The following is a 23,352-nucleotide window of genomic DNA, read 5'->3' on the forward strand; positions in this document are numbered from 1 at the left end:
CGCAGCGGAGGGCAACGGAAGCGAACGCGGAACCGCCGCCGACCCCGGGGCGGGGCGGCGGCGGTCCGGACGTGCCGGGATCAGGCCGGCTGGAGGCGGGGCTCCACCCAACCGGTCTCGGTGAGGTGCTCCATGACCCGCTGGACCGCCTCCTCGACGGTCATGTCGGTGGTGTCCACCACCAGGTCGGCGTCGGTCGGCTCCTCGTACGGGTCGTCGATCCCGGTCATCCCGGTGATCAGGCCGGCCCGGGCCCGCGCGTACAGGCCCTTGCGGTCGCGCTGCTCGCAGACCTCCAGCGGGGTGGCCACGTGCACCAGCAGGAAGCCGGCCCCGGCGGCGTGCGCCATCTCCCGGGCGGTGGCCCGGGCGGCCGCGTACGGGGCGATCGGGCAGCAGATGCCCACACCCCGGTGCCGGGCGATCTCGGCGGCCACCCAGCCGATCCGGCGCACGTTGAGATCCCGGTCCGCCTTGCTGAAGCCCAGCCCCGCCGAGAGCTCCCGGCGCACGATGTCCCCGTCGAGCAGGGTGATGGTGCGGTCGCCGCCCTCGCGCAGATGGTCGGCCAGGCCACGGGCGATTGTCGACTTGCCGGAGCCGGAGAGACCGGTCAGGAAGATCACCAGACCGCGGTGCCGGCGCGGCGGGCGGGCCCGGGCCAGCTCCTTGGCCACCGCCGGCGGGGTGTGCCACTCGGGCAGCGGGAAGCCCCGGTCCAGCAGGTCGTCGATCTCCTCCTGGCTGAGCGCCAGCTTCCGGTTGCGGGGCGGGATGTCCTCCCGCCACCGCCACTGCCCGTCGCGGCTGTCGTAGGCCAGCTCGCGGGGCACCAGCACGCGCAGGCCCGCCCCGGAGAGCATGCCCTCGGTGGAGAGCAGGTGGGTGACCCCGTAGGCGGCGGCGACCCGGGCCCGGAGCAGCGCGTCACTGATCTCGTCGCGCCGCCTCGCCAGCGGCACCGCCACGAGGGTGGCCGGGGGCATCCGGTCCCGCGCGGCGAACACGCTGCGTACCAGCGCCTCGGCCGGCAGCCCGCCGGTCGCGTCCTCACCCACCGGGATCAGCACCAGCAGGTGCGCGCCGAGCGTCCGCGCGGCGTGCGCGATCTGCGCGAGCTGCGGCCGGTGCAGCGGACGGTCGGCGAACACGCCGAGCACCCGCCCCGGGGGCAGCAGCCCCCGCACCTCCTCCGGGCTGCGCCGCAGCCGCTGGAAGGGGCCGTGACCGCCGTCGCCCAACCGGCGCACCGGGCCACCCACGCCGGCCGTGCCGTCGCGGACCGGCCAGACGTCGGTGACGTCCATCGCGGCCACCGGGGCGCCCTCGCCGTCGGTCAGCACCAGCGCCCGGCGCAGCGGGTCGTCCAGCGCCAGCCCGTCGGCGAGCGCGGCCGGCACCTGCAGCGTCACCGGCACCGGCCACGGCGTGCCGTCGGCGAGCCGGCCGCGCCGGCTCAGCGAGGCCAGGTCGGCCCGGGTCATGAAGCCGGTCAGCGGGGCGTACGCCCCGGTCAGCAGCAATCCGAGATCGGCCAGCTCACCGGGCCTTGGCGCGTACGCCGGCGCATCCCGCAGAACGTCCTCGGGCAGCACCCACCCGTTGCTCATGAAACCCCCAACTCACCGGCCGGCACACAGTTTCTCAGTCCACCGGCGATCGGTCGAGAGCGCCACTCCACCTCCCGGTCACCGGCCGGCAAACCGGCCGTACCGGGGCGTCCCGGCCGCCGTCCTGGGAGGTTCGGCGGCCGGACGGACCGGTCGGACCGTCCGGTCGGTCAGCGTCCGGGCGGAATCAGGGGCAACCCCGAGCGTTTCCCGATACCCGGAGCGGCCCGGGCTCCCTACGCTTGCCGCGTGACACTGCTCGCGACCGAGTCGCTGACCAAGACGTACGGAGGCCGGGTCACCGCGTTGGCCGACCTCACCGTGTCGGTCGAGCCGGGGATCATCGGGCTGGTGGGCGCCAACGGCGCCGGCAAGTCCACCCTGATCAAGATCCTCCTGGGCCTGCTCGCCCCGACCAGCGGTCGGGTCTCCGTGCTCGGCCTCGACCCGACCACCGACCCGGCGGCCGTCCGCGCCCGGGTCGGCTACATGCCCGAGCACGACGCCCTCCCGCCCGACCTGTCCGCCGCCGAGCTGGTCACCCACCTCGGCCGGATCAGCGGGCTGCCCCGCACGGTCGCTCGGGAGCGGGCCTCCGAGGCGCTGCGCCACGTCGGCCTGCACGAGGAGCGGCACCGGGCCGTCGGTGGCTACTCCACCGGCATGAAGCAGCGGGTGAAACTCGCCCAGGCCCTGGTGCACGACCCGGACCTGCTGCTGCTCGACGAGCCGACGAACGGTCTCGACCCGGCCGGCCGGGACGCCATGCTCAACCTGATCCACCGGATCGGCACCGAGTTCGGCATCTCGGTGGTGGTCTGCTCGCACCTGCTCGGTGAGGTCGAGCGGATCTGCGACACCCTGGTCGCCATCGACGGCGGCAAGCTGCTGCGCGCCGATCGGATCTCCGCGATGACCTCCGCCATCGACGTGCTCGCCGTCGAGGTGAGCGAGGGTACGGACGACCTGGCGGCCCGGCTCGCCGCGCTCGACCTGCCGGTGTCCCGGGAGGGGCGGCTGCTTCTCGTCCCGCTCGCCGACGACGCCACCTACGACCAGATCATCGGCGCGGTCGCCGAGCTGGACCTGCCGCTGCACCGGCTCGACCAGCGGCGGCACCGGGTGGCCGAACTCTTCGCCACGAGGGAGCCCAGCCATGTCTGAGCCGACCGGCGTCATCCACGACATCGGCTATCAGCGCTACACCGGCCCGCGGCTCGGCCGCCGGCACGTCTTCGGCGCGCTCTACCTGCACGGCGTGCGCACCGCCTTCGGCCTGGGCCGGTCCGCCAAGGCGAAGATCTTCCCCTGGCTGGTGATGGGCATCGTGCTGATCGTCGCCGCCGGGCTGACCGCGGTACGCACCCAGACCGGCCAGGTCGTCATGACGTACGCCCAGTTCGCCGACGCGATGAGCTGGCTGGTCATCTTCTTCGTCGCGGTGGTCGGGCCGGAGCTGGTCTCCCGCGACCTGCACAGCGGCGTGCTGCCGCTCTACTTCTCCCGCCCGCTGCCGCGCGGCGACTACGCGCTGGCCAAGCTCGGGTCGCTGGGCACCGCGCTCTGGCTGCTGCTCGGGGCGCCGCAGCTGGTGATGTTCCTGGGTGCCGCGTTCACCACCGACGACGGCATGCACGGGGTCTGGAACGAGCTGCTCGACCTGCTGCCCGGCCTGCTCTACGCGGCGCTCTGGGCGGTGGTCTTCGCCTCGGTCGGGCTGCTCATCGCCTCGCTCACCGGCAAGCGGGCCTTCGCGGCCGGCGGCATCGTGGCGGTGTTCCTGATGACCGCCCCGATCGTCGGCATCCTGTCGATCATGCCGTCCCGCACGGTCAACGAGTTGGCGATGCTCGGCTCGCCCACCGCCCTGGTCCATGCTGTTGGCCAGTACACCCTCGGCGACCTGCTGGTACCCGGCGGGCAGACGGAGGACCAGATCGGCGGCTTCGGGCCGGTCTACGTGGCCGTCGCCGCGCTGCTGGTGGCCGGCTGCGTCGCCCTGCTGTTGCTGCGATACCGGAAGGTGGCCGCCCGATGACCACGATCAGCGCGGAGCCGGCGGCCCCGGCCACCCCCGCCTCCACCCTCGACCTGGCCGGCGTCTCCCGCTGGTACGGCAACGTGGTGGCGGTCAACGACGTCACCATGCGGCTGGGCCCGGGCGTGACCGGCCTGCTCGGCCCGAACGGCGCCGGCAAGACCACCCTGCTGCACATGATGGCCGGCTTCCTCTCCCCGTCCCGGGGCGAGGTCACCCTCGACGGCATGCCGACCTGGCGCCACCCCGACGTCTACCGGCGGCTGGGCCTGGTCAGCGAGCGGGAGGCCGTGCACACCTTCCTCAGCGCGTACGAGTTCGTGCTGGCCAGCGCCAAGCTGCACCGGCTGCCCGACCCGGAGGCGGCGGCCCGCCGGGCCATCGCCCTGGTGGAGATGGAGTCGGCGCAGGACCGCAAGATCGGCACCTACTCGAAGGGCATGCGGCAGCGCACCCGGGTGGCCGCCGCCCTGGTGCACGACCCGCAGGTGCTGCTGCTCGACGAGCCGTTCAACGGGATGGACCCGCGGCAGCGGCTGCACATGATGGCCCTGCTGCACCGGCTCGGCGACGCCGGCCGGACCATCCTGTTCAGCTCCCACATCCTGGAGGAGGTCGAGCAGGTCTCCGGCACCGTGCAGGTGATGGTCGCCGGCCGGCTGGCCGCCTCCGGCGACTACCGCACGATCCGCCGGCTGATGACCAACCGGCCGCACGTCTTCCGGGTCCGCTCCACCGACGACCGGGCCCTCGCCGTCGCGTTGATCGCCGAGGAGTCGGTGACCGGGGTGGAACTGGGCCGGGACGGGCTGACCGTGCGGGCCGGCGACTACGGCGCCTTCACCCGCGCGCTGCCGAAGATCGCGCTGGCCCGGCACCTCCGGGTCCGGTCGCTGACGCCCGAGGACGAATCGCTGGAGAGCGTCTTCTCCTACCTGGTGGGGAGCTGAACGATGTCGACCGTTTCCTGGATCACCGCGCGCGGCCTGTTCGGCCGGCGCCGGTTCCTGCTGCTGCTCCCGCTGCCCGTGCTGCTGCTGGTGCTGGCCATCCTCTCCCGCTCGCTGGGCGTCGACCCGGGCGAGTGGGGGCCGGCCGTGCTGGTCGGGCTCGGCCTGGCCGTCGTGCTGCCGGTGGTCGCGCTGATCGTCGGCACGGGCGTGCTCGGCGCGGAGATCGACGACGGCACGGTGGTGCACATCCTCACCAAGCCGCTGCCGCGCTGGCAGATCGTCCTGCCGAAGCTGGCCGTGGGCGCCGGCGTCACGGCGGTCACCGTCGCCGTGCCGCTCTACGTCGCGGGCGTGCTCGCCGACTCGGTACGCCTCGGCCTGGCGCTCGCCGCCGCCGCGTCGATCGGGGCGCTGGCGTACTGCGCGTTCTTCGTGGCGCTCAGCCTGCTCACCCGGCGGCCGGTCCTGCTCGGCCTCGTCTACGTGCTGATCTGGGAGGGGCTGCTCGGCAACTTCGTGAGCGGCACGAAGGTGCTCTCCATCCAGCAGTACGTGATCGCGATCGCCGACCGGATCGCGCCGACCGAACTGCTCGCCACGGACGTGTCGGTGCCGGTCGCCTCGGTGATGAGCGCGCTCATCGCGGTCGGCTTCACCGCCCTCGCGATCGACCGCCTCCGCTCGTTCAGCGTGGCCGGCGAAACCAGCTGACCCGGACCACGAGGCCCCGCCCGGCGCCGCCGACCAGGCGCGTCGAGCGGGGCCGGCCCGTGCCCGAGGAGGTGTCCCACGTGGAGCGGTGGGCCCCCCGCCGCCGGCCTCACCCACTCCGGACGACGCGCACCTCTGGTAGCTTCCGGCGGGCGACAGCACGAGACAACGGGGAGAAACGATGCGCTCAACTCGGCTCGCACTGCTGATTCCGGCCACCGTGGCGGTGCTCGTCATGGCCGGCTGTGACGACGGCGACAAGCCGGCCGCATCCGGTGGCACCGGCACGCCGACCACGACGCCGGCCGCCGTACCGAGCGCCACGGCGACCGCCGCCCCGGGCATGGACGCGGCCACGAAGTCCGCCTGCGCCACCATCGACAAGGACATCCAGACCGCGCTCAAGAAGGTCGCCTCGGCGGAGAAGATCGGGCCGCCGGCCGGGCACTCCGCGGTCAGCGCCCAGTACTCCGCCGGCGCCGCCTCGCTCTACGCGAACGCCTTCACCACCAGCACCGCCGTCAACGACGCCGTGAAGGACGTGGCGACGGAGATGTCGGAGCTGGCCGACACGTGGGCGACGGCGCCCAAGAAGGCGCCGAGCAAGACCGCGCTCACCAAGGCCGTGAAGCAGCTCGAAACCGCCTGCTCGGCCACCTGAGCCCGGATCGCGCCGAGAAGGAGTGGCTGTTCGCGAGGCGACAGCCACTCCTTCTCGTCGGGCCGGTCGGCGCGCGGCTCAGAACGCGCAGGCGATGACGAGTTCGGTGGTGCGGTCGGGGAGCAGGTCGAGCTTGGCGATCCGCCCCGCCGCCCGGACGTCGTCGGCCACCAGGGTGAGCCGGTCGAGCAGGGCGGCCGGCCCGAGCGCCTCGGCCAGCGGCACCTCCGCCTTCATCGACAGCTTCCGTTCCGACTTGGCCCGGCGCACCTGGCCCAGCGCGTCGGCGGCCAGCCGCAGCAGCTCGGGGTCACCCGGCCCCTGGACCGCCCGGCCCACCTCGTAGGTGGTCGGCCAGGGTGCCCGGTGCACCGACCCGTAGCGCCACCACGACCAGACCTCCTCGGTGACGAAGGGCAGCACCGGGGCGAACAGCCGCAACTGCACCGAGAGCGCGGTGGCCAGCGCCGCCCGGGCCGAGTCCGCCCCCGGGCCGGTGCCGTAGGCGCGCTCCTTCACCAGCTCGATGTAGTCGTCGCAGAACCGCCAGAAGAACGCCTCCGTGGCGATCAGCGCGGCCGTGTGGTCGTACCCGTCGAAGGCGGTGGTCGCGGTGGCGACCACGCCGGACAGTTCGGCGAGCATGGCGGTGTCCAGCGGCGCGGTCGCCGGGGCCCGCAGCGCGTCCGCGGCGCCCAGCCCGAGGGCGAACTTCGACGCGTTGAGCAGCTTCGTGGCGAGCCGGCGCCCCACCTTGATCTGCGCCGGGTCGAAGGCCAGGTCCATGCCGGGCTTGCCGCTGGCCGCCCAGTAGCGGACCGCGTCCGAACCGTGCTGCACCAGCAGGTCCAACGGGGTGACCACGTTCCCCTTGGACTTGGACATCTTCTTCCGGTCGGGGTCGAGGATCCAGCCGGAGAGCACCGCGTCCCGCCAGGGCAGCACGCCCTGCTCCAGGTGCGCCCGGATCACCGAGTCGAAGAGCCAGGTCCGGATGATCTCCTGCCCCTGCGGGCGCAGGTCCATGGGGAAGACCCGCCGGAACAGGTCCTCGTCGGTCTCCCAGCCACCGACGATCTGCGGCGTCAGCGACGACGTGGCCCAGGTGTCCAGCACGTCCGGGTCGCCGACGAAGCCGCCCGGCACCCCGCGCTGCGCCTCCTCGAAGCCCGGCGGCGCATCGCTGGACGGGTCGACCGGGAGCACCGACTCGTCCGGTATGAGAGGCTGGGACCAGTCCGGCTCGCCAGCGTCGTCGAGCCGGTACCACACCGGCACCGGCACGCCGAAGAAGCGCTGCCGACTGACCAGCCAGTCACCGGTCAGGCCGCTCACCCAGTTCTCGTAGCGGTGCCGCATGTGCTCCGGCACCCAGCGCAGCTCGCGGCCGCGGGCCAGCAACTCCTCACGCAGGTCGAGATCCCGGCCGCCGTTGCGCAGGTACCACTGCCGGGTCGAGACGATCTCCAACGGCCGGTCGCCGCGCTCGTAGAACTTCACCGGGTGGGTGATCGGGCGCGGTTCGCCCACCAGGTCACCCGCGTCGGCGAGCAGCTCGACGATCGTGCGCCGGGCGCCGTTCACGGTCTGCCCCGCCAGCGCCGCGTAGGGCTCGGCCGGCACGCCCGCCGGCGGCTCCGGCAGCAGCCGCCCGTCCCGGCCGATCACCACCCGCGTGTCCAGCTGGAGCTCCCGCCACCAGGTCACGTCGGCCAGGTCGCCGAAGGTGCAGACCATCGCGATGCCGGTGCCCTTGGCCGGGTCGGCCAGCGGATGCGCGCGCACCGGCACCTCGACCCCGAAGATCGGGCTACGCACAACGCTGCCCACCAGGCCCGCGTAGCGCTCGTCGTCCGGGTGGCAGACCAGCGCCACGCAGGCCGGCAGCAGCTCCGGCCGGGTGGTGTCGATCAGCACCTCGCGCCCGCCCGGCCCGTGGAAGCGCAGCCGGTGGTAGGCGCCGGGCCGCTCCCGGTCCTCCAGCTCGGCCTGGGCCACCGCGGTGGCGAAGCCGACGTCCCAGAGCGTCGGCGCCTCGGCCTGGTAGGCCTCGCCCCGGGCCAGGTTGCGCAGGAACGCCCGCTGGCTGGTCGCCCGGGCCACCCGCCCGATCGTCGTGTAGGTCAGCGACCAGTCCACCGACAGCCCGAGCCGCCGCCACAGCGCCTCGAAGACCTTCTCGTCCTCCGCGGTGAGGACCTCGCACAGCTCGATGAAGTTGCGCCGGGAGATCGTCGCCGGGTCCTTCCGGGCCGCCTCGCTCACCGGCGGGGTCGGCGGTCGCCAGCCCGGGTCGTAGGGCAGGGCCGGGTCGGGACGCACCCCGTAGACATTCTGCACCCGCCGCTCGGTGGGCAGGCCGTTGTCGTCCCAGCCCATCGGATAGAAGACGGTGCGGCCGCGCATCCGCTGGAACCGGGCCACCGTGTCGGTGTGCGTGTAGGAGAAGACGTGCCCCATGTGCAGCTCGCCCGATACGGTCGGCGGCGGGGTGTCGATCGCGTAGACGTCCGACCGCTCCTTGCTGCGGTCGAACGCGTACGTCCCGTCCTCCTGCCAGCGGCGCGCCCAGGTCTCCTCGATGCCGTCCAGGGTCGGACGCTCGGGGACGCCGGCGCGGGCCGTCCTCGCCGTATCGGTCATCAACCGATCGTAGGCACCCGACCCCTGCCACTCCACGACATTCGGCCTCGTGGCGGTATCGGGCGCCCCGCCCCGAGGGGACAGCGAGCCGGCGCGGCGTGTGACAGCATCTGCCCCGTCCACGGACGCGGGGGAGGCATCGCCATGGACGGCATCGCGCGCACACCGTCGGTCGCCCGGTCCACAGTGGCCGGCACGGTCGCGGCGGTCGCCGTAGGGGCCTTCTTCGGGGCACGCGGGCTCGCGGTGGCCCGGCAGACCGGCTTCGCCGACCTGACCCAGGGCTTTCCGTTCGGGCCGTCGCAGTTCACCGTCACGCTGGTCGCACTGACCGGCGGAGCGCTGCTCGCCGTCGTGCTGGCCGGCGTCCCCGCGTTCGGCCGGCTCCCCGGCTGGCCGGTCGCCGCGGTCGGCCTGGCGCTCAACTATTTGACCGGAGAGCTGGCCTCCGACCACGGCATCGGGGTCGTGCCCCGCCAGCCGCCCACCACCGGGCAGGTGCTCACCGTGCTGGCCAGCGCCCTCGGCGCGGGGCTGGTGCTGGGCGGAGCGCTGCTGGCGTTGTCCCGGTCCGCCCGGTCGCTGCGCTGGCCGCTCGCCGCCGGGCTGGCCACCGGACTGGTGCTGCACTCCGCCATCGAGGACCTGCTCCGCCTGGAAGCGGGGGCGGGCTACCCGGACGTCGGGCGCGCCTGGCCGGTCCAGGTCGGGGTCACCATGCTGGTCGTGGTCGTCGCCGCGGTCCTCGCCCACCTCGACCGGCCCGGCCCGGGCGCACCCGCCGCCCGGCCCCGGATCGGCCCGCTGGTGGCGACCGCTGTGGCGGCGCTGGTCACCCTCGGCGGGCTGGTGATCCGCTGGTGGGTGGTCGACGTGTTCCGGATCAGCCAGGACGGCCTCGTCGGGCCGCGCCGGGAGCGGTTCGTGGAAGCCTTCGCCTACTTCTCGCCGGTGGCCGTGGCCACCGTGGCCGCGCTGGTCCTGCTCGGCTACGCGTACCGGGCCGGTCGGGCGCCGGCCGCCCGCTGGGTGGTGCTCGGCTTCGCCGCGGGGCCGCTCCTGCTCTTCGGGCTGCGCCTCAGCTCCGTCGGCGACCGGGCGCAGGCCTACCTGGTCGTGCTGGTCGGCCTGGTGGCGGTCGCCGCGGGCGCGGCGCTGGCCCGCTTCACGCCGGGCCTGCTGCCCTGGGACGCGGCCGGCCTGCTGCTGGCCGCGCTGGCGATGCCGCTCGCCGCACCGGTCGTCCGTGCCGAACTGCCGGCCGCCGCGCAGGTGCCGTCGCTGCTCTCGGCGCTCGGGCTCGGCCTGGCCGTCGGCTTCGGCCTGGTGCTCGCCGCCACCGCACCGGCTGGAGGTGTGCCGTCCGACGTGCCGGCTGCTGGCCCGGCGGCCCGTGGCGCCGCGGCCGGTGGTTCTGAGGCCGGAGGCGTGGAGGCCGGTGGCGTGGAAGCCGGTGGTGTGGAGGAGTCGGGGCGGGTGGCAGGGGTGTTGGCGCTCGGGATGGCCGCGCTGGTGCTCTCCGCCCTGGCGCTGGCTCCCTCCCTGCTCCGCGGCCTGAGCACCGACCGGTTGGGCGAGCCGGCGCTGACCGTCCCGGTGCTCACCGGGGTGGCCGCGCTGGTCCTCGTGCTGCTCTTCGGCTTCGGTCGAGCGGTCGACCGCATCCGCCGCGACCTGCGCGCCGAGGCCGCCCTGGTCACCGCCCACGCCCCGCTTCCGCCGCCGGCTGCCCCGGCTCCGGCCGGCGCGCAGCTCTCGTCCGGCCCGGACGCCGCAGCTCCGGCGCGGCCAGGTGCCGACGCTGCCGGTCTTCCCACACCGGGTTCGGATGCTGCCCGACCCCCCGTCCCAGGTGCCGATGCCGGGGGCCAGGGCGCTCCGGGTACGGATGCTGTCGGACCGGACGCTCCGGGTACGGATGCCGTCGGGCCGTCCGCGCCGAGTTCGGGCACTGCCGGGCCGGACGCTCCGGGTTCGGGCGCCGTCGGACCGTCCGCGCCGAGTTCGGGCGCTGCGCGATCGGCGGAGCGGAAAGATCCCCGCACCGACTGACGCTCTGAACCGGACCCGTCAGCGAACCCGGCGGAACCCGTCGAGATCTTGGACGCAAGTGGCCCCTCCGGGCGCCCTTTGCTTCCAAGATCTCTCTGAACGGCGCGATCGGGGAGGCGGGGATTGCTCCCGCAGCGGACGCGGCGGGGCGGGCGGCCTTGCTTCATCGGGAGGTCCGTTGGTCAGATCAGGGAGTCGCGCCACTGGCGGTGCAGGGCGGCGTACCGGCCGCCGGCGGCCGCCAGTTCGGCCGGGGACCCGTCCTCCACGATCCGCCCGCCGTCGAGGACCAGCACCCGGTCGGCGATCTCCACGGTCGAGAGGCGGTGCGCGATCACCAGCGCGGTGCGGTCCCGCAGGACGCTGCGCAGCGCCCGCTGCACCAGGCGCTCGGTCGGCACGTCCAGCGACGAGGTGGCTTCGTCGAGGATCAGCACCCGGGGGTCGGCCAGGAACGCCCGGGCGAACGCGACGAGCTGTCGCTGCCCGGCGGAGAGCCGGCCGCCGCGCCGGTGCACGTCGGTGGCGTACCCGTCGGGGAGCGCGGCGATGAAGTCGTGCGCGCCGATGGCCCGGGCGGCGGCCTCCACGATCGCGTCGTCGGCGTCCGGGCGGCCGAGCCGGATGTTCTCGGCGACCGAGCCGCTGAACAGGTGGTTCTCCTGGGTGACCAGCACCACGGCCCGGCGCAGCTCGGCGTCGGCGAGGTTCCGCAGGTCCACCCCGTCCAGGCTGACGGTACCGGACGCCGGGTCGTGGAACCGCGCCAGCAGCTTCGCGACGGTGGACTTGCCGGCGCCGGTCGGCCCGATCAGCGCGACGGTCTGCCCGGCCGGCACGGTCAGCTCCAGCCCGGACAGGATCGGCGCGTCGGCCCGGTAGCCGAAGTGGACGTGGCGGAACACCACCGCCCCGCGTCCCGGGCCGGCGGGCAGCGGCACCGGCCGCTCCGGCTCGGCCACGGCCGGCCGCTCGTCGAGCACCCCGGCCAGCTTCTCCAGCGCGGCGGTGGCCGACTGCAACGCGTTGTAGAACTGGCTCAGCTCCTCCATCGGCTCGAAGAACCGGCGCAGGTAGAGAAGGAACGCGGCGAGCACCCCGACCTCGGTCCGCCCGCCCAGCACCCGCCAGCCGCCGTAGCCGAGCACCGCCGCGGCGGTCAGGTTGCCGATCAGCCGGATGCCCGGCGAGTAGACCGCGATGAGCCGGAACGCGCGGAGGCTGGCCTGCCGGTAGTCGTCGTTGACCGCCGCGAAGATGCGCTGGTTGCGGGGCTCCCGCCGGTAGGCCTGCACCGCCCGGATCCCGCGCAGCGACTCGACGAAGTGCACGATGACCAGCGCCACCGCCTCCCGGGTTCGCCGGTACGCCCCGGCGGACGCGCGGGCGAACCACCGGGACAGCCCGAACAGGAACGGGAACGCGAGCAGGGTGACCGCGGCCAGCGGCAGGTCCAGCCAGAGCAGGATGCCCGCCACCGACAGCACCGACAGCGCGGCCATCACCAGCTTGTCGATCCCGCCGTCGACCAGTTCGGCGATCGAGTCCAGGTCGCTGGTCAGCCGGGACACCATCCGGCCCGAGGTGTAGCGCTCGTGGAAGCCGACGTCGAGGTGGAGGAAGTGGCCGTACACCCGTTTGCGAAGGTCGAGCAGGACGGCCTGGCCGATCCGGGCGGCGAGGGCGAGGAAGGCGCGCCGGGTCGCGTACTCGGTGGCGGTGGCGACGACGAACGCGGCGGCGACGGCGACCAGTGGGCCGGAGTCGCCGGCCCGCAGCGGCCCGATGCCCCGGTCGATGCCGAGCATCACGAGGTACGGGCCGGCCATCGCGGCGGCGTTCTGGGCCAGCAGCAGGGACACCGCGAGGCCGAGTCGGGCCCGGTGCGGGCGGAGCAGGTCGCGGAGCAGGGCCCGGCTGCGGGCCCGGAGCCGGGCCATCGCCTCCGGCGACGAGTCCTCGGCCCGGCTGCGGTCCGCGTCGGGGTCGGTGGCCCGCCCGCGCCACCGGGACAGGTCGGGGTCGGGGTCGCCGCGCTGCCGGGGCGGGTCGGGATCGCCGCGTTGCTGGGAAGAGGGCTCCGGGTCGCCGCGCTGCCGGGGTATGCGGCCTCGCCCGGCGGCCCCGGTCACGACCGCACCAGGCCGACGCCGTCCGCCCGTCGATCCGGCTCGGCGGAGAGCACCGCCCGGTAGGCCGGGACCCCGGCCAGCAGCTCGCTGTGGGTGCCGACCGCGACGATCCGGCCGCCGTCGAGCAGCGCCACCCGGTCGGCGAGCGCCACCGTGGACGGCCGGTGCACCACCAGCAGCGCCGTGGTGTCCCGCAGCACCCGGCGCAGGGCCGCCTCGACCAGGGCCTCGGTGTGCACGTCGAGCGCGGAGAGCGGGTCGTCGAGCACGAGCAGCGGGGGCCGGCCGAGCACCGCCCGGGCCAGCGCCAGCCGCTGGCGTTGCCCGCCGGAGAGTGAGAGCCCCTGCTCGCCGACGCGGGTGCCCAGGCCCCAGGGCAGGTCGTACGCGAATTCGGCCTGGGCCAGCGCGAGCGCGGCCCGGACCTCCTCCTCGCCGGCCTCCGGCCGGCCGAGCGTCAGGTTCTCCCAGACCGACATGGAGAACAGGGTCGGCTCCTCGAAGGCCACCCCGACCAGCCGGCGCAGCGAGCCGAGCCGCAGGTCGCGCAGGTCGTGCCCGTCCAGGGTGACCCGGCCGCCGGTCGCGTCGTGCAGCCGGGGAACCAGGGACAACAGCGTGCTCTTGCCGCAGCCGGTCGCACCGACCAGGGCCAGCGTCTCGCCCGGCTCCACGGTCAGCTCGATCTCGCGGAGCACCGGCGCCGGGCTGCCGGGGTAGCGGAAGCTCACCCGCTCGAAGCGGAGCCGGCCGCGCATCTCGGTGCGGTCCAGCGCGCGGGCGTGCGGGGCGTCGACGATGGACGGCCGGGTGTCCAGCACCTCCTGGATCCGGTCGGCGGCGGTGGCCGCCTCCTGCGCGTTAGCGATGATCCAGCCGAGCGACTGCACCGGCCACACCAGCATGAGCTGGAGGCTGACGAACGCGACCAGCTCGCCGATGCTGAGCCCGCCCCGGGCGACGGCGGCGGCGCCGGCCACCAGCACCAGCGCGAGGGTCAGGTTGGGCACCAGGTCGAACAGGGCGGAGGTGCGGGCCAGCAGGCGGGCCTTGCCGATCCCGGTGTCGTGCAGCCGGCGCGCGCCGGTGGCGAACCGGGTGCCCAGTTCGGGGCCCCGCCCGTACGCCCGCATGGTGCGCAGGCCCTGCGCGGTCTCCTCGACCAGCGTGGCCACGTCGCCCTGCTGGTCCTGCATCCGCCGGGACGCCGCGTGGTAGTGCCGGGCGAAGCGGCGGCTGATCAGGAACAGCGGGACGGCACTGGCCCCCACCAGCAAACCGAGCCAGGGGTGCAGCCGGATCAGCAGCACCACCACGGCGGCGTAGGTGATCAGGTTGAGCACCAGGAACAGCAGGCCGAACGAGAGGAACCGGCGGATCACCGACAGGTCGCTGGTGATCCGGGACAGCAGCTGACCGGACTGCCACCGGTCGTGGAAGTCGGTCGGGAGGCGTTGCAGGTGGGCGTAGATGTCGGCCCGGATGGCCGCCTCCATGCCGACCGAGGAGGAGGACTGGGTCCACCGCCGGATGAAGATCAGCACCGCCTCGGCCAGGCCGAGCAGCAGGGCCAGGGCGCCGAGCCGGAGCAGCCCGGCCACGTCGTGCCGGGCCACCGGCCCGTCCACCACCCGCTGCACCACCAGCGGCACGGCGAGGCTCGCCGCCGTGGCGGTCAGCGCGGCGAGCAGCAGCCAGGCGAACTCGGCCGCATGGGGGCGCAGGTAGGGCCGCAGTCGCCAGAGGTTGTGCAGCGGGTGGGGGCGGGCGTCGGAACACGCCACGCGGTTGCCGTCGCTCTGCGCAGGCACTACCCGACGGTAGCGGCAGGGTGCGACAACATCGCTGTCAGCTAGCCGTCACCCGTCCCTCATGCCCGAGAAGCCACTTCTTCACGTCGAGCCCCCAGCGGTAGCCGCCGAGCGCGCCGTCGGTGCGCAGCACCCGGTGGCAGGGCACGAAGAGCGCGGCGGCGTTGCGGGCACAGGCCGCCGCGGCGGCGCGGACCGCCGCCGGCCGCCCGGCCAGCGCGGCGAAACCGGTGTACGTCACCGGGTCGCCCGGCTTCACGTCGCGCAGCACCTCCCAGGCGTGTGCCATGAAGGCGCCGCCGGTCCGCTGCTCGACCGGGACCCTGTCGATGGCGGTGAGGTCTCCGGCCAGGTAGGCGCGGACGGCCGCGGTCACCGGGCCGAGGTCGGCCCGCTCGCGCAGCGCGCCGCGCAGTCCGGAATGGACCAGGGGCACGAGGGTCGCCGGGTCGGCGGTGAAGCCGGCCGCGCGTACCGCCCCGTCGGGGCCGGCGAGCACGCTCAGCGGGCCGGCGGGGGTGCCGATGACGGTGCTGTCCAGTGTGGTCATGCCGCTCTCCAGAGTCGGATCACCGCGTAGGACCGCCAGGGGCGCCAGCGGTCCGCGTACGCGTTCAGGGTCTTCGGGTCGTCGGGCAGGCCGAGCGCGGCGGCGCCCCGGCGTACGCCCAGGTCGGTGGGAAGGAGGACGTCGGGGTCGCCGAGCGCGCGCATGGCCACGTAGCCCGCGGTCCACGGCCCGACCCCGGGCAGCGCGACCAGCCGCCGCACCGCCTCCTCCCGGTCCCCACCGGGTGCCAGGTCCAGCTCCCTGTCGGCGACGGCGCGCGCCACGGCCCGGATCGTCTCCCGCCGCGCCGCCGGCATCCGGAAAGCCGTGTCCCCCACGGCGAGCACCTCCTCCGCGGCCGGGAACGCCCGCAACCTCGGCGGTCGATCATGAAGTTGACCGCTGTTTTGGAGATCGGCTTCGCCGTCAACCTCATGATCGACGGGCGGGGTGGTGGTGGCCGCCAGGAGGTGGGTCAGGGTTGTTCTCGCCGATCGGAGGGAGATCTGCTGGGTGGTGATGGCGCGGACGGCCATCTCGAAGCCGTCCACGGCATGCGGGAGGCGGACGCCGGGTTCGGCGGCCACCGCGGGGGCCAGGACCGGGTCCGCCGCCAGGGTGGCGTCGACCGCGGCCGGGTCGGCGTCCAGGTCCAGCAGCCGCCGGCAGCGGGCCACCGCCGGTGCCAGGTCGCGCATGTCGGCCAGCCGCAGGGTGGCGGCCACGTGCCCGTCGGCCGGGGCCAGCGACACGGTGCCGGGCCCGTGCGGCAACCGCAACCCCCGGTGGTACGCCCCGTCGCGGACCTCCTCGACGCCGGGCAGCGCGCGCAGCGCCAGGAAGTCCAGCAGCGCTCCCGCGTGCAACGGCGGCCGGTACGCCAACCGCAGCGTGATGGTGCCCGCCCCGCCCGCCGCCCGCCGGCCGCCCCGGCTCACCCGCAGCTCGGACGGGGTGGTTCCGTACACCTCGCGGACGGTGTCGTTGAACTGCCGGACGCTGCCGAACCCGGCGGCGAACGCCACCTCGGCCAGGCCGAGCCCGGTGGTCTCGATGAGGATGCGGGCGGTCTGCGCCCGTTGCGCGCGGGCCAGCGCCAGCGGCCCCGCGCCCAGTTCGGCCCGGAGCATCCGGTGCAGGTGCCGCTCGGTGTAGCCGAGCCGGGCCGCCAACCCCGGTACGCCGTCGCGGTCGACCACCCCGTCGGCGATGAGCCGCATCGCCCGCCCGACCACGTCGGCCCGGACGTCCCACTGGGGCGAGCCCGGTGCGGCGTCGGGGCGGCAGCGGCGGCAGGCCCGCAGCCCGGCGCCCTGCGCGGCGGCGGCCGACGGGAAGAACCGGACGTTCTGCCGCTTCGGCGTCGTCGCCGGGCAGGACGGCCGGCAGTAGATCCCGGTCGACGTCACGCCGGTGTAGAACCAGCCGTCGAACCGCTGGTCGCGGCTGTCGACGGCCCGGTAGCACCGCTCGAAGTCGAGTTCCATGACACCGATCCTGCCTCGCAGGTGGGGCCCTCGGCTGGCGGGATTCGGACGCGGCCGTGCGCGAGCCCTACCGGCCCTCCGAACCGGGCCCGGAGAGCCCTGCCCGGCTGCCTCCCGCCGCGGCCGCAACCGTCGGCGGAACGCCATGGAGGTCACCGGGGCCGGGATACCTCCATGGCATTCCACTCACCGCCGGCAGGGCGCCGGACGGAGCCAGCGGGACCGTCCCCCCGAGACTTGTGACACGCGTCCGGCCGGTTCGTGGGTCAGCGGCTGGGGCTGGGGGACGGGGTGGGCCAGGGGCCGGGTACGCCCGGGCCGCCGCCGGGGCCGGAGGGAGAGGGGACCACGGTGGGTTCGCCCGGCCGGCTCGGGCTCGGCACGGGTCGACCCGGCGGCGAGGCGCTCGGCACGGGCCCGGCCGTCGGGTCGCCGGGCGGGCCCGGCACGGCCGTGGGCGGGCCGCTGGGCGACGGGACCGCCGTGGGCTCGGCGGGGGACGGGGACCCCGGGGGGCCTGCCGGGGTCGGGGGCGCCGACGGTGCGGCCGGGCGGGGAGCGTCCCCGCCGCCGGCCGCCAGCGCGATCGGTGCGCCGATCAGCACGGCGGCCACCACCCCCGCCGCGCCGAGCGTCACCGTGGTCCGCCGGCGGTTCCGGAACCGGCGCTCCGCCGGGGTCAACTGGTCCTGCACTCTGGGTGCCTCCTCGGCAAGGTCGGAGAGGGTGGCGCGGAGGAGGTCCTCGAAGGGCGTGGTCACCGCCGTACCTCCAGCAGTTCGACGTCCGGCATGAGCTGGCGCAGCCGGGTCACCGCACGGTGGGTCCGGCTGCGTACCGTGCCGACCGAGCAGCCCAGCGCTTCGGCGACCTGGGTCTCGGTGAGGTCCTCGTAGTAGCGCAGGACCAGCACCGTGCGCTGGGCCGGCGGCAGCAGCCGCAGCGCCGCGCGCATCGCCAGGCGTACGTCGGTGCCGCCGCTGGTGTCCGGCTGGACCGCCTCGTCGGCCCCGGTGAGCGCCGTCTCCCGGCGTCGCCGCCGCCGCCGCCACCAGCTCACCTGCTCCCGGTACATGACCGCGCGCAGGTAGCCCTCCGGGTCGGCGTGCCGCAGCGTCCGCCACTTCGGGATGGTCCTGGCCAGTGCCGACTGGAACAGGTCCTCGGCCGCGTGCCGGTCGCCGGTGAGCAGGTACGCGACCCGCATCAGCGCCGGCGTGCGGCTGGTCACGAACTCGGCCAGCCGGGCCCGGTCGTCCTCGTCCACCCACCCTCCCGCTCGTCGTCGTCACCAATACAGACGCCCCAGCTCACGCCGGCTATCCCTGCCGTGGCAACGGATTCCGGCGACGAAAGTGTCGGTAGTGGTCGGTACCGTCGCCCCACCAACTCAAGAAAAGGTGCGGGGCATGGCGAGCGTGGCCGGGCGGGGTGTCCGCTGATGCGGTCGGGGCGGGCACGGCTGGACGCGGCGGTGGTGCAGGGCTTCTACGACCGGATGCGGGTGGTGGCCCCGGCCGCGTACGGGGCGATCGAGCGGGACCGGGCCGACGACCCGGGGCAGGCCTTCGCCGACACCGCGTGCGGCCGGCTGGTCGGCTCCCTCGATGCGCCGGGGCTGCGTGCGCTCGGCATGTGGGCCCACCACTGGTGCATGCGCTTCTACGACGACGACACCCGGGTCGGCCTGCGGCTGGTCCGGGAGCTCGCCGGCCGGGCCGGGCTGGGCTGGACGGTCGACGAGGTGCGCTGGCTGCTCGACCAGTCGCACGCGGCCGCGCCGTCCGCGGCGCACCGGTTCACCCTGCCGCTCGCGGCGGCGGCGGACCTGCCGCCCGGCGCGCTGCCCGAGGGCGTGGCCGCCGACGTCCCGGTCGACGACTGGCGCCGGCTGCGTGCCGGCTGACGACCGCCGCCACCGGCTCCGGCTGCCCGGGGGAGCGGGCCGGCCAACGGCCCGGCTGCCGGGGCGAGCGGGCCGGCCAACGCCGGCTGACCGCTCCCAACGCCCGGCGCACTCCGTCCGGCCGGCTGGCCGCTCCCGACGCCCGGCGCACTCCGTTCGGCCAGCTGGCCGGTCGGCTTGCCCGGCGCGCTCCGTCCGGGCAGCTGGCCGAGGATCATGGCGGCGACCGCCACCGCGAAGCCGGCGAGCTGGATCGGGCTGAGGGCCTGGCCGAGCACCAGCCAGCCGAGGGTGGCGGCGGTCAGCGGGCTGAGCGCGCCGAGCACCGACACCCGGGTGACCGGCAGCCGGGCCGCGCCCCGGAACCACAGCGCGTACGCCAGCGCGGTGCCGACCAGCCCGAGCCACGCGTACCCGAGCAGGGCCGGCCCGTCGGGCGCGGGCGGCGCGCCCTCGACGGCGGCGGCGACCGGCACGATCAGCAGGCCGCCGGCGACGAGCTGCCAGCTGGTCGCGGCGAGGGTGCCGACGCCGGGCGGCCGGCCCCAGCGGCGGGTGAGCACCAGGCCGGCGGCCATCGCCGCGGTGCCGGCCAGGCCGGCCGCGACGCCCAGCGGGTCGAGGCCGGCGCCCGGCCGGAGCACCACGAGGGCGACCCCGGCCGGGGCGGCGAGCGCGGCGAGCAGCGCCGGCCGGCCGGGCCGGTCGCGGAGCAGGGCGACGGTGAGCGCGGCGACCAGCAGCGGCTGGGCGGCTCCGAGGACGGCCGCGGTGCCGCCGGGCAGCCGGTACGCGGCGACGAAGAGCAGCGGGAAGAACGCCCCGATGTTGAGCGCGCCGAGCAGGGCGGCCCGTCCCCACCAGACGCCGCGGGGCCGCCGGCGGGTCAGCGCGAGCAGCAGGAGGCCGGCCGGCAGGGCGCGGATCGCGCCGGACCAGAGCGGCCGGCCGGCGGGCAGCAGCTCGGCCGTGACCAGATAGGTGGTGCCCCAGACGGTGGGGGCGACGGCGGTGAGCGCGATGTCGGTCCAGCGACGGGCCACGACGACCTCTTTCCTCGATGCTAAGTAGCTTAGTACTAAGCTAATCAGTGCCGAGTGAAAGTGGAAGTGCGAGGTGGGGCACAATCGACAGCCGTGGCAACCGACGACGTGGACCTGATCGTCGAGCAGTGGCGCCGGGAGCGGGCCGGCATGCGACCCGAGCCGATGGCCGTCTTCGGCCGCATCTACCGGCTGGCCCGGCTCGTCGGTGACCGGCAGGAGAAGGTGTACGCCGGCTGGGGCATCGGCCGGGGCGACTTCGACGTGCTGGCCGCGCTGCGCCGGTCCGGCGCGCCGTACACCCTGGCGCCGAAGGCCCTCGCCGCCTCGCTGATGCTCACCTCCGGCGGGATGACCGGCCGGCTCGACCGGCTGGAGCGGGCCGGGCTGGTCCGGCGCTCACCCGATCCGGCCGACCGGCGGGCGCTGCGGGTCACCCTGACCGACGCCGGCCGGCGGGTGATCGAGGAGTCGGCCGAGGCCGGGCTGGAGGTGCAGCGGCGGATCCTCGACGCGCTGCCCCCCGCCGACCAGGACCGGCTGGCCGATCTGCTGCGCACGCTTCTGGCCGCGGTCGAGACGGAGCCGCCGGATCGGGCAGGATGATCTCCATCAGCACCGACCGGAAGGACGGCCATGCCCGCCAGTGAACCGACCATCGTCGCCACCAGCATGGGTTTCTTCAGCCGGCACCGGGGCCCGTGGGACGCCCGGCCCAGCCAGCTCTTCGACCTGATGGCCGAGCTGGCGCAGGCCGGCGACGCACCCCGCGTCTGCTACCTCAACCAGGCGGTCGGTGACCAGCCCACCTCGTTCACCGTCTTCTACGGTGCGTTCGCCGGCACCCGGTTCCGCCCCTCCCACCTGGCGCTCTACCCGATGCCCAACGTCGAGGACATCCGCGCCCACCTCCTCGCCCAGGACATCATCTGGGTGGGCGGCGGCAGCGTGGCGAATCTCTGCGCGGTTTGGCGGGTGCACGGCCTGCCGGACATCCTGCACGAGTGCTGGCAGGCCGGCGTGGTGCTCGGCGGGGTCTCCGCCGGCTCGATCTGCTGGCACCTCGGCGGCGCCACCGACAGCTACGGCCCCACCCTGCGCCCGTTCACCGACGGCCTGGGCTGGCTCCCGTACGGCAACGGCGTGCACTACGACAGCGAGGACCAGCGCCGGCCGCTCATGCACCGGCTGGTCGCCGACGGCACGCTGCCGACCAGCCACTGCACCGACGACGGGGTCGGGCTGATCTACCGGGGCACCCGGCTGGCCGAGGCCGTCGCCGACCGGGAGGGCGTGGCCGCGTACGAGCTGGCGCGCGCCGAGGACGGCACCGTGCGGGAGACCCGGATCGAACCCCGGCTGCTGCCCGCCCGGCCCGCCTGACCGGTCCCGGCGGCGAAGCGCGTAAGCTGGCTCGTCGTGAGTCTCACCATCGGCATCGTCGGCCTGCCCAACGTGGGCAAGAGCACCCTGTTCAACGCGTTGACCAAGAACGACGTGCTCGCGGCGAACTACCCGTTCGCCACCATCGAGCCGAACGTCGGCGTGGTCGGGCTCCCCGACGAGCGGCTGGCCAAGCTCGCCGAGATCTTCTCCTCGCAGAAGGTGCTGCCGGCGCCGGTCTCGTTCGTCGACATCGCCGGCCTGGTCCGGGGTGCCTCCAAGGGGCAGGGCCGGGGCAACGCGTTCCTGGCCAACATCCGGGACGCCTCCGCGATCTGCCAGGTGGTGCGGGCCTTCTCCGACCCGAACGTGGTGCACGTCGACGGCAAGGTCTCCCCGGCCGACGACATCGAGACGATCAACACCGAGCTGATCCTGGCCGACATCCAGACCCTGGAGAAGGCGCTGCCCCGGCTGGAGAAGGAGGCCAAGCTCCGCAAGGACCGGGCCGCCGCCGTCGAGGCGGCCAAGAAGGCCGTCGAGGTCCTCGACGGGGGCACCACCCTGTACGCGGGCGCCGCCGCCGCCAAGATCGAGCTGGAGCACCTGCGCGAGCTGCACCTGCTCACCACGAAGCCGTTCCTCTACGTCTTCAACGTCGACGAGGCCGAGCTGGGCAACGCCGAGTTCCTCGACGAACTGCGCGGCCTGGTCGCCCCGGCCGAGGCGGTCTTCATGGACGCCAAGATCGAATCCGAGCTGGTGGACCTGCCCGAGGAGGAGGCCCGCGAGCTGCTGGAGTCGATCGGGCAGTCCGAGCCGGGGCTGGACCAGCTCGTCCGGGTGGGCTTCCGCACGCTGGGGCTCCAGACGTACCTGACGGCCGGCCCCAAGGAGGCGCGGGCCTGGACCGTCCCGGTCGGCGCCACCGCGCCGGAGGCCGCCGGGGTCATCCACAGCGACTTCCAGCGCGGCTTCATCAAGGCCGAGGTGGTCTCCTACACCGACCTGGTCGAGGCCGGATCGATGGCGGCGGCGAAGGCCGCCGGCAAGGTCCGGATCGAGGGCAAGGAGTACGTCATGCAGGACGGCGACGTGGTGGAGTTCCGCTTCAACGTCTGAAACCGGCCGGTTTCCGCAGGTCAGGAGGGTGCGCCCGCACTCCGGGGCGCACCGGGGGCACAACCCCACGCCTCATCGACCGCGGAGTTTCAGGACGGCGCCGGCGCTCCGCCCGGCTGTCGACGCGTTCGTCCGACAAATTCGCTGTCCGGCGGCCGGAGCGCAGTGATACACAATCGCGGTGCAAAACACTCTGGAGTTCCCCGAGGTCCTGCGGCTGATCGAAGACCGCTCGGCCGCGTTCCGCGCCGCGATCGCGTCCGCCCCCGACCTCGACGTCCAGGTCCCGACCTGCCCGGACTGGACGCTGCGCGAACTGGCGCAGCACCTCGGCGACGGCCGCCGCCGCCAGGCCGCCATCATCGCGGCGGGCCCGGGCGCTGAGCCTCCGGCGCGGACGGACCCGAAGGGCGCCCCGACCGCGCCCCGCGACCGCGAAGCCCTGGACGCCTGGCTCGCCGAGTCGACCGAGCTCATGCTCGACGCGATGCGCGAGGCCGGCCCGGACCGCGGCTGCTGGACCTGGTGGGGCCGCTCGCAGGCCCCGGAGACCAGCGGAGCCGTGGCCCGGCACCAGATCCAGGAGTTCGCCGTCCACACCTACGACGCCCAGCTCACCCAGGGGGCCGCACAGCCGCTGCCGACGGACGTCGCGGTCGAGGGCGTCGACGAGTTCCTGACGACCGTCGCGGCGACGACCGTCCCCTGGCCGTTCAAGCCGGCGACCATCGACCTGCACACGACCGAGGGCCGCTCCTGGCGCCTGACCCTCAACGCCGATGGCGTCCGCTGCGACGACCTCGCCGCCGACGCGGAGCCGGGCGACATGGCGATGCGAGGCGCAGCGAGCGAACTGGTCCTCTACTTCTACGACCGGGTCCCGCTCGACGGCATGGAGACCACCGGCGACACCGAGCCGATGGAGCAGCTCGCAGACTGGGACCCGAACGCGTAAAACGCGCACTTGTGGCGCATCTGTCGATCGTCTGCGGGCGCCACTGGGCCCGGGGTTGGCGCAGGGCCTCGCGGCCGATGCGGATCACCCGGCGTTGCACCTTGCGCGCGCAGGTAGGCGAGCAGTTGCGGATGGACCAGCGGGTGAAGGGCTGGCTGAGCTTGGTCGGGCGGGTGCTGGCCGTCTGGACGACGAAGTCCTCGTCGTCAGGGCTGAGCAGGCGGGGACGGCCTCCTGGTCTTGGGAGGTGCGAGCGTCGGCTGGTCGAGTGCGCCGTTCAGCAGCTGTGGCAGCC

The 23,352-nt window shown here is 74.6% G+C and carries 19 protein-coding genes and 1 pseudogene; 11 read left to right on the forward strand and 9 right to left on the reverse strand.

Going from position 1 to position 23,352, the window contains the following annotated elements:
* Positions 1-80 precede the first annotated feature (80 nt).
* On the reverse strand, positions 81-1,610 hold the full coding sequence (gene cysC / locus RMN56_RS16025; protein ID WP_313724520.1) for an adenylyl-sulfate kinase: 1,530 nt from the start codon (positions 1,608-1,610) through the stop codon (positions 81-83).
* A 249-nt stretch (positions 1,611-1,859) separates the two neighbouring features.
* Between cysC and RMN56_RS16030 the strand changes: the two genes are divergently transcribed.
* From RMN56_RS16030 to RMN56_RS16050, 5 genes are all read left to right on the forward strand, one after another.
* Positions 1,860-2,774, forward strand: coding sequence for an ABC transporter ATP-binding protein (locus tag RMN56_RS16030; protein ID WP_313724521.1), 915 nt, complete (start codon positions 1,860-1,862; stop codon positions 2,772-2,774).
* Positions 2,767-3,648, forward strand: a complete 882-nt coding sequence (locus RMN56_RS16035; RefSeq protein WP_313724522.1) for an ABC transporter permease — start codon at positions 2,767-2,769, stop codon at positions 3,646-3,648. The genes RMN56_RS16030 and RMN56_RS16035 overlap by 8 nt, the downstream gene beginning before the upstream one ends.
* The gene (locus RMN56_RS16040) at positions 3,645-4,598 is read left to right on the forward strand and encodes an ABC transporter ATP-binding protein (protein WP_262283919.1); all 954 of its coding nucleotides are present in this window, start codon (positions 3,645-3,647) and stop codon (positions 4,596-4,598) included. Before RMN56_RS16035 ends, RMN56_RS16040 begins: the two co-directional genes overlap by 4 nt.
* 3 nt (positions 4,599-4,601) lie before the next feature.
* On the forward strand, positions 4,602-5,312 hold the full coding sequence (locus RMN56_RS16045) for an ABC transporter permease subunit (protein ID WP_313724523.1): 711 nt from the start codon (positions 4,602-4,604) through the stop codon (positions 5,310-5,312).
* 181 nt (positions 5,313-5,493) lie between these two features.
* Positions 5,494-5,973: a hypothetical protein gene (locus RMN56_RS16050; RefSeq protein ID WP_313724524.1), complete on the forward strand. Its 480-nt coding sequence runs from the start codon at positions 5,494-5,496 to the stop codon at positions 5,971-5,973.
* 78 nt (positions 5,974-6,051) lie between these two features.
* Here RMN56_RS16050 and valS read toward each other — a convergent pair whose 3' ends face one another.
* The gene (valS, locus tag RMN56_RS16055; protein ID WP_313724525.1) at positions 6,052-8,616 is read right to left on the reverse strand and encodes a valine--tRNA ligase; all 2,565 of its coding nucleotides are present in this window, start codon (positions 8,614-8,616) and stop codon (positions 6,052-6,054) included.
* 144 nt (positions 8,617-8,760) lie between these two features.
* Here valS and RMN56_RS16060 point away from each other — a divergent pair, with 144 nt between their 5' ends.
* A complete protein-coding gene (locus RMN56_RS16060; RefSeq protein WP_313724526.1) occupies positions 8,761-10,668 on the forward strand; it encodes a hypothetical protein in 1,908 nt (635 codons plus the stop codon).
* A gap of 182 nt (positions 10,669-10,850) precedes the next feature.
* On the opposite strand, the gene RMN56_RS16065 is transcribed toward RMN56_RS16060, so the two are convergent.
* From RMN56_RS16065 to RMN56_RS16090, 6 genes are all read right to left on the reverse strand, one after another.
* Entirely contained in the window at positions 10,851-12,683 is a 1,833-nt protein-coding gene (locus RMN56_RS16065) for an ABC transporter ATP-binding protein (RefSeq protein ID WP_313724753.1), read from the reverse strand.
* A 113-nt stretch (positions 12,684-12,796) separates the two neighbouring features.
* On the reverse strand, positions 12,797-14,611 hold the full coding sequence (locus tag RMN56_RS16070; RefSeq protein ID WP_313724527.1) for an ABC transporter ATP-binding protein: 1,815 nt from the start codon (positions 14,609-14,611) through the stop codon (positions 12,797-12,799).
* Positions 14,612-14,648: 37 nt separating this feature from the next.
* Positions 14,649-15,161: a methylated-DNA--[protein]-cysteine S-methyltransferase gene (locus tag RMN56_RS16075; RefSeq protein WP_313724528.1), complete on the reverse strand. Its 513-nt coding sequence runs from the start codon at positions 15,159-15,161 to the stop codon at positions 14,649-14,651.
* Entirely contained in the window at positions 15,158-16,648 is a 1,491-nt protein-coding gene (locus tag RMN56_RS16080; RefSeq protein WP_313724529.1) for a DNA-3-methyladenine glycosylase 2 family protein, read from the reverse strand. The genes RMN56_RS16075 and RMN56_RS16080 overlap by 4 nt, the downstream gene beginning before the upstream one ends.
* 266 nt (positions 16,649-16,914) lie before the next feature.
* Positions 16,915-17,409, reverse strand: coding sequence for a hypothetical protein (locus RMN56_RS16085; protein WP_313724530.1), 495 nt, complete (start codon positions 17,407-17,409; stop codon positions 16,915-16,917).
* Positions 17,406-17,915, reverse strand: a complete 510-nt coding sequence (locus tag RMN56_RS16090) for a SigE family RNA polymerase sigma factor (RefSeq protein ID WP_313724531.1) — start codon at positions 17,913-17,915, stop codon at positions 17,406-17,408. Before RMN56_RS16090 ends, RMN56_RS16085 begins: the two co-directional genes overlap by 4 nt.
* Positions 17,916-18,089: 174 nt before the next feature.
* Between RMN56_RS16090 and RMN56_RS16095 the strand changes: the two genes are divergently transcribed.
* On the forward strand, positions 18,090-18,554 hold the full coding sequence (locus RMN56_RS16095; RefSeq protein ID WP_313724532.1) for a hypothetical protein: 465 nt from the start codon (positions 18,090-18,092) through the stop codon (positions 18,552-18,554).
* A gap of 269 nt (positions 18,555-18,823) precedes the next feature.
* Here RMN56_RS16095 and RMN56_RS16100 read toward each other — a convergent pair.
* Positions 18,824-19,597, reverse strand: a pseudogene (locus RMN56_RS16100) (EamA family transporter); the annotation flags it as partial.
* 93 nt (positions 19,598-19,690) lie between these two features.
* On the opposite strand from RMN56_RS16100, the gene RMN56_RS16105 reads away from it, so the two are divergent.
* The 4 genes from RMN56_RS16105 (at position 19,691) to RMN56_RS16120 (ending at position 23,057) form a co-directional block, all read left to right on the forward strand.
* A complete protein-coding gene (locus RMN56_RS16105; RefSeq protein ID WP_313724533.1) occupies positions 19,691-20,203 on the forward strand; it encodes a MarR family winged helix-turn-helix transcriptional regulator in 513 nt (170 codons plus the stop codon).
* A 30-nt stretch (positions 20,204-20,233) separates the two neighbouring features.
* The gene (locus tag RMN56_RS16110) at positions 20,234-20,980 is read left to right on the forward strand and encodes a Type 1 glutamine amidotransferase-like domain-containing protein (RefSeq protein WP_313724534.1); all 747 of its coding nucleotides are present in this window, start codon (positions 20,234-20,236) and stop codon (positions 20,978-20,980) included.
* 36 nt (positions 20,981-21,016) lie between these two features.
* Positions 21,017-22,102: a redox-regulated ATPase YchF gene (gene ychF / locus RMN56_RS16115; protein WP_313724535.1), complete on the forward strand. Its 1,086-nt coding sequence runs from the start codon at positions 21,017-21,019 to the stop codon at positions 22,100-22,102.
* Between the two features lie 181 nt (positions 22,103-22,283).
* Complete coding sequence (locus RMN56_RS16120; RefSeq protein ID WP_313724536.1) at positions 22,284-23,057, forward strand: maleylpyruvate isomerase N-terminal domain-containing protein; 774 nt, start codon at positions 22,284-22,286, stop codon at positions 23,055-23,057.
* Positions 23,058-23,352: the final 295 nt, after the last annotated feature.

It is taken from the genome of Micromonospora halotolerans (assembly GCF_032108445.1).
GTDB classification, from domain to species: domain Bacteria; phylum Actinomycetota; class Actinomycetes; order Mycobacteriales; family Micromonosporaceae; genus Micromonospora; species Micromonospora halotolerans.